General features: G+C 70.9%; 11 protein-coding genes. 4 read left to right on the top strand and 7 right to left on the bottom strand.

Going from position 1 to position 11,683, the window contains the following annotated elements; genetic code table 11:
- Positions 1-237: 237 nt before the first annotated feature.
- Complete coding sequence (locus ACFY3J_RS07480; protein ID WP_390840493.1) at positions 238-1,197, top strand: hypothetical protein; 960 nt, start codon at positions 238-240, stop codon at positions 1,195-1,197.
- Positions 1,198-1,460: 263 nt separating this feature from the next.
- Positions 1,461-2,237, top strand: a complete 777-nt coding sequence (locus ACFY3J_RS07475; protein WP_384172315.1) for a SigE family RNA polymerase sigma factor — start codon at positions 1,461-1,463, stop codon at positions 2,235-2,237.
- Between the two features lie 309 nt (positions 2,238-2,546).
- Here the strand turns inward: ACFY3J_RS07475 and ACFY3J_RS07470 are convergent, their stop codons facing one another.
- A complete protein-coding gene (locus ACFY3J_RS07470; RefSeq protein ID WP_384172312.1) occupies positions 2,547-3,182 on the bottom strand; it encodes a uridine kinase in 636 nt (211 codons plus the stop codon).
- A 388-nt stretch (positions 3,183-3,570) separates the two neighbouring features.
- Between ACFY3J_RS07470 and ACFY3J_RS07465 the strand changes: the two genes are divergently transcribed.
- Positions 3,571-3,969, top strand: a complete 399-nt coding sequence (locus ACFY3J_RS07465) for a hypothetical protein (RefSeq protein WP_384172309.1) — start codon at positions 3,571-3,573, stop codon at positions 3,967-3,969.
- 124 nt (positions 3,970-4,093) lie between these two features.
- On the opposite strand, the gene ACFY3J_RS07460 is transcribed toward ACFY3J_RS07465, so the two are convergent.
- The 3 genes from ACFY3J_RS07460 to deoC are packed head-to-tail and all read right to left on the bottom strand — an operon-like array spanning position 4,094 to position 7,411.
- Positions 4,094-5,011, bottom strand: a complete 918-nt coding sequence (locus ACFY3J_RS07460) for an aldehyde dehydrogenase family protein (RefSeq protein ID WP_384172306.1) — start codon at positions 5,009-5,011, stop codon at positions 4,094-4,096.
- Positions 5,004-6,455: an aldehyde dehydrogenase family protein gene (locus ACFY3J_RS07455; RefSeq protein WP_390840491.1), complete on the bottom strand. Its 1,452-nt coding sequence runs from the start codon at positions 6,453-6,455 to the stop codon at positions 5,004-5,006. Before ACFY3J_RS07455 ends, ACFY3J_RS07460 begins: the two co-directional genes overlap by 8 nt.
- A gap of 5 nt (positions 6,456-6,460) precedes the next feature.
- Positions 6,461-7,411 (bottom strand): deoxyribose-phosphate aldolase, encoded by a 951-nt coding sequence (gene deoC, locus ACFY3J_RS07450; protein ID WP_384172643.1) that lies wholly within the window; start codon positions 7,409-7,411, stop codon positions 6,461-6,463.
- Between the two features lie 159 nt (positions 7,412-7,570).
- Here deoC and ACFY3J_RS07445 point away from each other — a divergent pair, with 159 nt between their 5' ends.
- Complete coding sequence (locus ACFY3J_RS07445; protein WP_384172300.1) at positions 7,571-8,236, top strand: PH domain-containing protein; 666 nt, start codon at positions 7,571-7,573, stop codon at positions 8,234-8,236.
- A 92-nt stretch (positions 8,237-8,328) separates the two neighbouring features.
- Here ACFY3J_RS07445 and ACFY3J_RS07440 read toward each other — a convergent pair whose 3' ends face one another.
- The 3 genes from ACFY3J_RS07440 to ACFY3J_RS07430 all read right to left on the bottom strand — a co-directional run bounded on the left by ACFY3J_RS07440 (position 8,329) and on the right by ACFY3J_RS07430 (position 11,679).
- Positions 8,329-9,975, bottom strand: coding sequence for a phospho-sugar mutase (locus ACFY3J_RS07440; protein WP_384172297.1), 1,647 nt, complete (start codon positions 9,973-9,975; stop codon positions 8,329-8,331).
- A 295-nt stretch (positions 9,976-10,270) separates the two neighbouring features.
- Positions 10,271-11,095 carry a purine-nucleoside phosphorylase gene (locus ACFY3J_RS07435; protein WP_384172294.1) on the bottom strand — a complete coding sequence of 275 codons (825 nt, stop codon included), beginning with the start codon at positions 11,093-11,095 and terminating at the stop codon, positions 10,271-10,273.
- Positions 11,096-11,241: 146 nt separating this feature from the next.
- Complete coding sequence (locus ACFY3J_RS07430) at positions 11,242-11,679, bottom strand: gamma-glutamylcyclotransferase (protein WP_361415818.1); 438 nt, start codon at positions 11,677-11,679, stop codon at positions 11,242-11,244.
- Between the last annotated feature and the right edge of the window lie 4 nt (positions 11,680-11,683).

The raw sequence follows: 11,683 nt of genomic DNA, 5'->3' as shown, positions 1-11,683 counted from the left end.
TCTGGCCCATGTGGGCGTGGGGTTTCGACACCTGGAGCGCTCCCGCACATCTCCCACGAATGACGACGGTCATCAAGACCCCTGTACCGACCCCGCCTCGTCGACGGCTGCCTCCCGCCCACCGGCTCGGCGATGGATCACTACGCGATCACGTCACCGGACTCCGCGCGTGCACCCGGATCGCCTCGCCGGACCTTTGTTTCCGCACAGCGGTCTCCTGAAGGCCATTGATCACAAATGAAGACAATCCCCAGTTCTCATCGATTCAAGCCGGACCTGTTCACCGCCGACAGGGTACTGCGCAACGCGGCTGGATCGGCATGGCGGCGTCTGAGACAGGAGGAGATGTTCATGCGATTCGCGGTCACTGTTCTTCGTCCGCAGGGGTATCAACATTGGGAAGCGTTCAAAGAGGTCGCTGAAACCGTGCATCGGGCGCTGCTGCACCTAGGCCATGACAGTGTGCTGACCCACGATCCTCGTCTGCCGGGCCGCAGGCACATCATTTTCGGATCCAACCTTCTAGGGAATTACCCGAGCCCGGCGGAAGTCCTGCCGGAGAAGTCCATCCTGTATAACTTGGAGCAGATTTCCGCTGGTTCCCGTTGGGTCACGCAGGGTCTGCTGGATTTGTTCCGAAAGTGCACGGTGTGGGACTACAGCGCTCGTAATATCGCCGAACTCGAGCGCTTGGGGGTGGGCGAGGTCCAGCATGTCCCCATCGGCTACGTTCCGGAGTTGGAGCGAATGCGGCCAGTGGTCGAGGAGGACATCGACGTGCTGCTCATCGGCTCATTGAACGAACGCCGCCTCGCTCCGATCCAGCACCTCGCTTCGGAGGGGCTCAATGCCGTCGCCCGGTTCGGCCTCTATGGCGGAGCGCGCGATGCTCTGCTGGCCAGAGCGAAGATCGTGTTGAACATTCACTTCTACGAAGCCAAGGTCTTTGAGATTGTAAGGGTTTCCTACCTGTTGGCGAACGGCAGGTTCGTAGTGTCCGAGCGCGGCTGTGACATCGAAGAGGAATCCCGGTTCGACTCAGGTCTGGCCTTCACCGACTACGCGAAAATCGCCGATACGTGTCGCCACTACCTCCAGCGTGCTGATGAGCGACGGGCCCGGGCAGAGGCAGGCAGGGAACTCATGCGCTCGAATCCCGCCACGGATCTTCTGCGTCCCGCTATCGCTGCCCTGTAGCGGTAGCCGCGGCTCGCCGCGGCACGTGGTGACCTCCACCCCGCTCGCCGTCCCCGACTCCGACGCGGTGTCCAGCCGGGCCAGCGCTTCCCACGCAGCTTCTTCTGCAGCGCGTCAGCGAACACCTCGCGCCCACGGGCTCCGTACCCCTGTGACAGGTCTGTGACAGTCGGCGGACATGGCCATGAAGTGACCACGGCAAGATTTTCGGCACGGGGCAAGGAACAGAGCGGAACACCGGAACTCCACGACGGGGGGCGCGAATGAACACGCTGCACAGCACCAGCCACAGCGCAGTGGTCACGCGTCTGCACGACGTGGCCCGGTCTTCGGAGAAGTCCGGTGCCGTGAGCGGGCGGGGGTGCGCTCGCGGCACCGGGCGTCAGCACACCGCGCATGCGCAGCAGGGGCCTCAGCCCCGCATGACGGTGGTTGACGCTCACACGGGGGAAACACACGGGGGAACCGCGTACGGGGAGGGTCCGGGGGAGCGCCGCGCACTGTCGGAGACCGTGGACGCCGAAGCGGCGTTCACCGCCTACGTCCAGGAGCGCCGCGCCTCCCTGTACGCAACCGCCTACCACCTCACCGGCGACCGCTTCGAGGCCGAGGACCTGCTGCAGAGCGCGCTGTTCTCGACCTACCGGGCGTGGGACCGGATCAGTGACAAGGCGGCCGTCGGCGGGTACCTCCGCCGCACCATGACCAACCTGCACATCAGCGCCTGGCGGCGCCGCAAGCTCAACGAGTACCCGACCGAGGAACTGCCGGAGACGCCCGGCGACACGGACGCCATGCGCGGCACCGAGCTGCGCACGGTCCTGTGGCAGGCGCTGGCCCGGCTGCCCGAACTCCAGCGCACCATGCTGGTCCTGCGTTACTACGAGGGCCGTACGGACCCGGAGATCGCGGACATACTCGGCATCAGCGTCGGCACGGTGAAGTCCAGCATCTGGCGGTCCCTGCGCCGGCTGCGCGAGGACGAGGTCCTCAGCTTCGGCCGTGACCGTGAGGAGTCCTTCGGCGAGCTCGTCGCCTGAGCCGGCCGAAGGGCAAACGGGGGAAGGGAAAACGGGGGGAACAACGGGGGAGGGAAAAAGGACGGGGGAACCGGGGGAACAACGGGGACTCGGGGGACGGGGGAGTCCCTGGGGACACGGGGGAACACGGGGGAGTGTGGGGGAGCACCAAGGGAGCGGGACTGGAGGACCGGGGGGTCTGTCCAGTCCCGCTTTCGCGTGCGCACGCGCGTTGACGCGCGAGAGGTGCTACGAGGCGCGTACGACGAGAGGGGCGTACGAGGCGCGTAGGCGCGTACGAGGTGTGTACGACCCTGTGCCGTAAGCCGGTTACGCGGCCGTCCGTGTCTGCGCCTGCCGACCCGCCGCCGCGGCGGCCAGCCGGCCCAGGGCCTCGTCCCGGTCGCAGGCGTGGGCGCCCAGCGCGACCTGACGGGCCACGATCGACCGCTCGGCGCGCATCAGCCGCCAGCCCCGGCGCAGCAGGAACGGGACCGACTTGCGGCCCTCCTTCAGATCCCGCAGGAAGCGCCGCCGGAAGGTCCTGGCCGGTCCGCGGTTCAGGCACAGCGCGTCGGCCAGGACGCCGAGTTCCCGGCAGCGCGTCACGATCTCGGCGGCGAAGATGCCCTCCGCGATGAACAGCGGGGTGCGGCCGATGTGCAGGGTGTTCTCACCGGTGCGGGCGCTCAGCGAGATGTCGTACACCGGCACGTTCGTGGTGCCCGTCGCGCACAGCCGGCTGATCGCCGCGACCGCGACGTCCGCGTCCCACGAGCCGGGGTGGTCCCAGTCGATGTCCGAACTCCCCGCCACCAGCGGCAGGGTCGGGTCGCCGGCCTCCTTGTAGAAGTCGTCGAGGCGCAGCACGGGCAGTCCGGAGCGGGCGGCTACCAGGGACTTGCCCGAGCCCGAGGGGCCGCACAGCAGCACGACACGGGCGGGTGACGGGGGATGAAGGCTCACGGAACACCAGTTTGACGCATGGTGGCCCGCCTGCCGACCCCGCGGGTCGGCTTTGGAACGTGGGTTACGTCTCAACTACCGTTCCTGAAGACTGAGCGGTAACGGGTCCTGTTGCCAGGCCTCGTGCTCAGCCGAACGCCCCGAACGGTGTTGGGCGTTCTGGCCTCCCGCTTTCGCTCCGCGGTCCGGCGGCACGGATCGTGTCCGTGGTCCGGGAGTGCGGGGACGGGTTTCCTGCTCCCACCGCAACGGCAGCACGCAGCCCCGGATGCGACCGCCGGCTCTCTCTCGTGCACGCCAGAACACACTCCAGCTCAGCCAAGCCCCGGCAGCCCCCAACGCTGTGTACTGTTCTGGTTACCCAACGCAGCAGAAGGTGGCATCAGCAATGGCCCGACACGCGTCCTTCCCTCACTCCACCGCCCGGCGTGCTCTGCTCGCCGTCGCCACCGCCGGGGCCGCCCTGGGCGTGGGCGCGACAACGGCCTCGGCGGACATCCTCCCCGGCGGGGGCGAGGGCCGACTGCTCGGCTCCCTCGGCAAGGCCGACCCGCAGACGGGCGTGCAGGCACTGACCGGCACGGTCGGCCACACCACCGGAACGGTCACGGCCCTCAAGCCCAACCCGCTCGCGGGCACCGGTGTCGACCCGCTCGACAACGGCGTCGGCACCCAGCTCGCCGACTTCCGGCCGGTCAGCTCGAAGATGCTCACAGGCCCGGTGGCCCAGGCCCCGTCGGTGGGTGCCGTGCCGGTCGTCGGGCAGTTGCTCGGCTCGGTGCGCTGACGCGCGCGCACGCGGAGAGTCGGTGCGCTGACGCGCGCACGCGGAAAGCCGCGCCTCCCCCGGACGGAGGGGAGGCGCGGCTCTCGTCTGTGCGGGGGAGGCGCGGTGCGGCGCCCCGGGCGGCTCAGTACGACGAGCCGGAGGCGCCCAGGGAGCCCGTCGGGTGCCAGACCGTCTTGGTCTCCAGGAAGGCCGTCATACGGTCGATGCCCGGCGTCGCGAAGTAATCCACAGGCTGTGGACGAAGGACGCGCTTGAGGTTGTCCGCCGCCGCGACCTCCAGCTCCTTCGCCAGCTCGGCGTCGGCGCCCGCGAGGTCGATCGCGTTGACGTCCTGGTGCGCGGCGAGCGGCGTGGCGATCTCCGCCGTACCGCCGGACAGGACGTTCACGACACCGCCCGGCAGGTCGGAGGTGGCCAGCACCTCGCCGAGGGAGAGCGCGGGGAGCGGGTGCTTCTCGCTCGCGACCACCACCGCCGTGTTGCCCGTCGCGATCACCGGGGCGATCACCGAGACCAGGCCCAGGAACGACGACTCCTGCGGGGCCAGGACGGTCACCACGCCGGTCGGCTCGGGGGAGGAGAGGTTGAAGTACGGGCCCGCGACCGGGTTGCCGCCGCCCACCACCTGGGCGATCTTGTCGGTCCAGCCCGCGTACCAGACCCAGCGGTCGATCGCCGCGTCGACCTGCGCGGCCGACTTGGCCTTGGACAGGCCCTCGGCCTCGGCGACCTCGCGGACGAACTGCTCGCGGCGGCCCTCCAGCATCTCCGCGACGCGGTAGAGGATCTGGCCCCGGTTGTACGCGGTCGCGCCGGACCACGCGCCGAACGCCTTGCGCGCGGCCACGACCGCGTCACGGGCGTCCTTGCGGGACGACCGCGGTGCGTTCGCCAGCCAGTTGCCCTTGGAGTCGCTCACCTCGTACACCCGGCCGCTCTCGGAACGCGGGAACTTGCCGCCCACGTACAGCTTGTAGGTCTTGAGGACCGAAAGCCGCGGTTCGGTCGTCGCCCCAGACTTCTCGGACTTCTCAGACATCGAGGTACGCCTCCAGGCCGTGCCGGCCGCCCTCGCGGCCGAAGCCCGACTCCTTGTAGCCGCCGAACGGCGAGGTCGGATCGAACTTGTTGAACGTGTTGGACCAGACGACACCGGCGCGCAGCCTGCTCGCCACCGCCAGGATCCGGGAACCCTTCTCCGTCCAGATGCCCGCCGAGAGCCCGTACGGGGTGTTGTTGGCCTTGGCGACGGCCTCGTCCGGGGTGCGGAAGGTGAGGACGGAGAGCACCGGGCCGAAGATCTCGTCACGGGCGATGGTGTGCGCCTGGGTGACACCGGTGAACAGCGTCGGGGCGAACCAGTAGCCGCTCTCGGGCAGTTCGCAGGCGGGCGACCAGCGCTCGGCGCCCTCCGCCTCGCCCTGGTCGGCGAGCGTGGTGATCCGGGCCAGCTGCTCGGCGGAGTTGATCGCCCCGATGTCGGTGTTCTTGTCGAGCGGATCGCCCAGACGCAGGGTGGAGAGCCTGCGCTTGAGGGAGTCCAGCAGCTCGTCGTGGATCGACTCCTGCACCAGCAGGCGCGAGCCCGCGCAGCAGACCTGGCCCTGGTTGAAGAAGATGCCGTTCACGATGCCCTCGACGGCCTGGTCGATCGGCGCGTCGTCGAAGACGATGTTGGCGCCCTTGCCGCCCAGTTCGAGGGTGAGCTTCTTGTCCGTGCCCGCGACCGTGCGCGCGATCGCCTTGCCGACGGCCGTGGAGCCGGTGAAGGCGACCTTGTTCACGTCCGGGTGCGCGACCAGCGCGGCGCCCGCGTCGCCGTAGCCGGGAAGGATGTTGACGACACCCTTCGGCAGGCCCGCCTGGCGGCAGATGTCCGCGAAGAACAGCGCGGAGAGCGGGGTGGTCTCGGCGGGCTTGAGCACGACCGTGTTGCCGGTCGCCAGCGCCGGGGCGATCTTCCACGCCAGCATCAGCAGCGGGAAGTTCCACGGGATGACCTGGCCGGCCACGCCGAGCGGCTTCGGGTTCGGCCCGTAGCCCGCGTGGTCGAGCTTGTCGGCCCAGCCGGCGTAGTAGAAGAAGTACGCGGCCACCAGGGGCAGGTCCGCGTCCCTCGTCTCCCGGATCGGCTTGCCGTTGTCCAGCGTCTCCAGGACGGCCAGCTCACGGCCGCGCTCCTGGATGATGCGGGCGATGCGGAACAGGTACTTGGCGCGCTCGGAGCCGGGCAGCGCCGACCACTTCGCGAAGGCCCTGCGGGCCGCCTTGACCGCGCGGTCCACGTCCGCCTCGCCGGCCTGGGCGACCTCGGACAGCACCTCCTCCGTGCTGGGGGAGACCGTCTTGAAGACCTTGCCGTCGGCGGCCTCGGCGAACTCGCCGTCGACGAACAGACCGTAGGACGGCGCGATGTCGACGATCGACCGGGACTCGGGAGCCGGTGCGTAGGCGAAGGGGGAAAGCGGGTTTTCCGTGTTCATGGGGCTCAGTCCACCGTCACGTAGTCGGGGCCGGAGTAGCGGCCGGTGGCCAGCTTCTGGCGCTGCATCAGCAGGTCGTTCAGGAGCGAGGAGGCGCCGAAGCGGAACCAGTGGTTGTCCAGCCAGTCCCCGCCGGCGGTCTCGTTGACCAGGACCAGGAACTTGATCGCGTCCTTGGAGGTGCGGATGCCGCCGGCCGGCTTCACGCCCACCTGCACGCCGGTCTGCGCCCGGAAGTCACGGACGGCCTCCAGCATGAGCAGCGTGTTGGCCGGGGTGGCGTTGACGGCGACCTTGCCGGTGGAGGTCTTGATGAAGTCGGCGCCCGCCAGCATGCCGAGCCAGCTCGCGCGGCGGATGTTGTCGTACGTCGACAGCTCGCCGGTCTCGAAGATGACCTTCAGGCGGGCAGAGGTCCCGCAGGCCTCCTTCACGGCGACGATCTCGTCGTACACCTTGAGGTACTTGCCGGCGAGGAACGCCCCGCGGTCGATGACCATGTCGATCTCGTCGGCGCCCGCGGCGACCGCCGCGCGCACGTCCGCCAGCTTGATGTCCAGCGGCGCCCGGCCGGCCGGGAAGGCGGTGGCGACCGAGGCGACCTTCACGGCCGAGCCGGCCACGGCCTCCTTCGCGGTGGCCACCATGTCGGGGTACACGCAGACCGCGGCCGTGGCGGGGGCCGTACGGTCCGTCGGGTCGGGGTGGACCGCCTTGGCGCCGAGCGCCCGGACCTTGCCCGGGGTGTCCGCGCCTTCCAGCGTCGTCAGGTCGACCATCGAGATGGCGAGGTCGATCGCGTACGCCTTCGCGGTGGTCTTGATGGAACGGGTGCCGAGCGAGGCGGCGCGCGCCTCCAGGCCGACCGCGTCGACGCCGGGCAGCCCGTGCAGGAAGCGGCGCAGCGTGCTGTCGGACGCGGTGACGTCAGCGAGAGGGGGTGCAGTGGTGGGCATGGTCACCAGGCGAGCATATCTACGCGCGTAGCGGCTGTACACCCCTTGAGTCCAGATTGTGCCCCCGGCCATATTCCGCGGGGTGCTGGTTTCCGTGCTCGCTCCGTGCTCCCGCACCGCGGATGAGGGCGCCCGCGGACGTCGGGCACAATCGGGGCCATGACGACGCCCGAGCACGAACCCCCCGCGCCGCAGCCCTCCGCCTCCGAGTTCCAGGACCGGGTCCACCGGTCGTCCGCGGGCATCGCGGGCGGTGTCCTGCTGCTCGCCATCATCCTGTGGCTGGGCATCGACGCGCTGGTCACCGGCCAGGGCCGTACCCCGTGGCTGGCGCTCGCCGGGATGATCCTCGCGGTGCCGCTCGTGGTCGCCTTCACCGTGCGGCCCGCCGTGTACGCCAACTCCGACCGGCTGCGTGTCCGCAACCCCTTCCGCGTGATCGTGCTGCCCTGGGGGCAGGTCTCCGGCCTGCGCTCCGGCTACTCCAACGAGGTGTTCGACAAGGCCGGCACCAAGTACCAGCTGTGGGCGCTGCCCGTGTCGCTGCGGGCGCGCAAGCGGGCCGCCCGCCGGCAGGCGCGGGCCACCGTCGCGACCGCACGCGCGACGGGTGGCACCAGGGTCGGTGCCGGTGACACCGCCGCGGACCGCGATCCCATCCGGACGGACACCGACCAGTTCATGAACGACCTGCGCGAGGTCCAGGAGGCCCGCGAGCACGCCGAGTCCGCCCAGGGCGAGGTGACGGTCCGCTGGGCGTACGAGATCGTGGGTCCGGCGCTGGCCGGTGCGGTGGTGCTGGCGATTCTGATCGCGGTGGGGTGACGCGGGCGCGTCGGCGTCACATCGCGTGACCTTCGGAACGGAACGGGTGCCCTCGCTCAGAGGGCACCCGTTCCGTTCCGTTTTCGTACGGGTCAGATGCCCGCCGCCGCCGACAGGTCCCGCTTGATCGACGCCAGCAGGGCGTCGGCCCTGCCGCGGGCCGCCGGGAGGTCGGCGTGGGTGCCGACCGGGATCACGACCTCCAGGTAGCACTTCAGCTTGGGCTCCGTACCGCTGGGGCGGACGATGACGCGGGCGCCGTCGAGGGTGTAGCGCAGGCCGTCCGTGGGCGGAAGCCGGTCCGTGCCCCGGGTGAGGTCCTCGGAACGGGTGACCGGCAGGCCCGCGAGCGCGGTCGGGGGCTGCTCGCGCAGGCGCCGCATCGCGTCGGCGATCAGCGAGAGGTCCTTGACGCGGACCGAGAGCTGGTCGGTGGCGTGCAGGCCGTGCTCGACGGCGAGGTCGTCCAGGAGGTCCAGCAGGGTGCGGCCCTCCTCCTTGAGCCGGGACGCCAGCTCGGTGATCAGGAGGGCGGCGGTGATGCCGTCCTTGTCGCGTACGCCGTCGGGGTCGACGCAGTAGCCGAGGGCCTCCTCGTAGCCGTAGCGCAGACCCTCCACGCGGGCGATCCACTTGAAGCCGGTGAGCGTCTCCTCGTGCGGCAGGCCCGCCTTCCCGGCGATGCGTCCGAGGAGGGAGGAGGAGACGATCGACTCCGCGAAGGTGCCGGTCACGCCACGGGAGACCAGGTGGGCGGCGAGCAGGGCGCCCACCTCGTCGCCGCGCAGCATGCGCCAGTCGGTGCCGTGCCCGACGGCCACCGCGCAGCGGTCGGCGTCGGGGTCGTTGGCGATGATCAGGTCGGGGCCGGTCGCGCGGGCCCGGGCGAACGCCAGGTCCATCGCGCCGGGCTCCTCCGGGTTGGGGAACGCGACGGTCGGGAAGTCCGGGTCCGGCTCGGCCTGCTCGGCGACCAGGTCCGGGGCCGGGAAGCCGGCCCGGGCGAACGCGGCGAGGAGGGTGTCCTTGCCGACGCCGTGCATCGCCGTGTAGACGGTGCGGGCCGTGCGCGGCGAGCCGGGGGCGAGGACCGCGTCCGTACGGGCCAGGTAGGCCTCCAGGACGGAGCCGTCGAGGGTGTCCCAGCCGGAGTCCGGGCGGGGCACCGCGGTGAGCGTGGTGATCGCGTCGATCTCGGCGGCGATTCCGGCGTCCGCCGGGGGCACGATCTGGGAGCCGTCGCCCAGGTAGACCTTGTAGCCGTTGTCGCGGGGCGGGTTGTGGCTGGCGGTGACCTCCACACCGGCGACCGCGCCGAGGTGCCTGATGGCGAAGGCGAGGACCGGGGTGGGGAGGGGGCGGGGGAGCACGGCGGCGCGCAGTCCGGCGCCCGTCATGACGGCGGCGGTGTCGCGGGCGAAGTCGGCGGACTTGTGCCGGGCGTCGTAGCCGATGACGACGAGGCCGGCGTTCTCGTCCCCGTGGGCGGTCCCGTTCTTCTTCAGGTACGCGGCGAGGCCTGCGGCGGCGCGGATGACGACGGAGCGGTTCATGCGCATGGGCCCGGCGCCGAGTTCGCCGCGCAGGCCGGCGGTGCCGAACTGGAGCGTGCCGGCGAAGCGGGCGGTCAGCTCCTCGGTATCCCCGGCTTCGAGGAGCCGGGCGAGTTCGTCACGGGTGTCGGCGTCGGGGTCCTCGGCCAGCCACGCCTTGGCCCGTGCGATGAGGTCGTCGTGCACGTTGGGGTCAGCCTCTCGTGAGTTTGTCGGCCTGGGCCGTCTGCCTCCGGCGGGTGGGTGCCGGGGCACCTGGGATGCGTTGGGGGGCGGGGCCGTGGGGCGCGTCCGGCCGCCGCGCGCGAGCGTACTGCCCGGAGTTCCGAGGCCGTGCCGGGCGGAGACCGCCGGGCGCAGACGAAGTGCGCGGCAGGGGCCGCCGGCGCACCCCACGGCCCCTGCCGCGGTCCGGCGGCTCTCCCTTCGCGGGTGCCGCCGGCCGTTCGGCGTGCTGCGGGGTGCCGGGGTGTGCCGGGGTCTACAGGCGGCCCAGCACCTGGGTCAGCAGGGAGCCCATGCGGGTGGCGCTGTCGCGGCCCGCCTGGAGGACCTCCTCGTGGTTGAGGGGCTCGCCGGTCATGCCCGCGGCGAGGTTGGTCACCAGGGAGATGCCGAGGACCTCCGCGCCCGCCTCGCGGGCGGCGATCGCCTCCAGGACGGTGGACATGCCGACCAGGTCCGCGCCGATGGTGCGGGCCATGCGGATCTCCGCCGGCGTCTCGTAGTGCGGGCCGGGGAACTGGGCGTAGACGCCCTCCTCGAGGGTGGGGTCGACCTCCTTGCACAGGGCGCGCAGGCGCGGCGAGTACAGGTCGGTGAGGTCGACGAAGTTGGCGCCGACGATCGGCGAGGTCGCCGTCAGGTTGAGGTGGTCGCTGATCAGCACCGGCTGACCGGGGCGCATGCCCTCGCGCAGGCCGCCGCAGCCGTTGGTGAGCACGATCGTCTTGCAGCCGGCCGAGACAGCGGTGCGCACACCGTGGGCCACGGCGGCCACGCCACGGCCCTCGTAGTAATGGGTGCGGCCCAGGAACACCAGCGCGCGTCTGTCCCCGATGGCGTACGAGCGGATCTTGCCGCCGTGGCCCTCAACCGCCGGCGGCGGGAATCCGGGCAGCTCGGTGACCTGGAACTCGGCGTCGGGGGTCCCCAGGGCGTCGACGGCCGGCGCCCAGCCGGACCCCATCACGAGGGCGACGTCGTGGGACTCGGCACCCGTGAGTTCGCGCAGGCGCGCGGCGGCGGCGTCGGCGGCGGCGTACGGATCGCCCTGGATGTCGTCCGGAAGAAGAGATGCGTTCACGCGGATGAGCGTAGCCGGTATTCGCCTACGCGCGTAGATGTCAGTGGTCACGGCAATGCGATCGTTGTCTTGTCGTTTCCGGCGAGGGGCGGCGCCGGAGGGGCCCGCCCAGGCTTTCGTTCAGGTCTTCGGGAGCCCCGCGCCGCTCAGCACGGCCGCTTCCGCAGCTCCATCACATAGTCGTGGGGCGCCCCCGCCGACTCCGCCGCGTCCGCGATCTCGCCGAGGTAGCGGGCGGAGGGGAGACCGCCCTCGTAGGCGTTGAGGACGTAGACCCAGGCCCGTTCCTCGCCGTCCAGGGTGTGGACGCGCACGCGTGCGCGCCGGTAGACGTCCATGCCCACCCCCACCCAGCGGTCGAGGGCGTCCTCGTCCATCGGGGCGATGTCGTACAGGGCCACGAAGACCTGGGAGATCGGGTCCTCGACCAGGGTCGCCAGCGCGCCCTCCCAGCTCACCTGCTCGCCGCCGAAGGTCAGCCGCCAGCCGTTCAGCCAGCCCGTGGCACGCAACGGCGAGTGCGGGGCGCGGCGGGACATCAGCCGCGCGTCGAGATTGCCGGCGTATGCGGCATAGAGCGACATGCGT

It is taken from the genome of Streptomyces sp. NPDC001231, assembly GCF_042896885.1.
In the GTDB taxonomy this organism is placed as follows: domain Bacteria; phylum Actinomycetota; class Actinomycetes; order Streptomycetales; family Streptomycetaceae; genus Streptomyces.
Note: the sequence above shows the minus strand (reverse complement) of the source record. Positions and strands in the feature narration are given on the sequence as shown.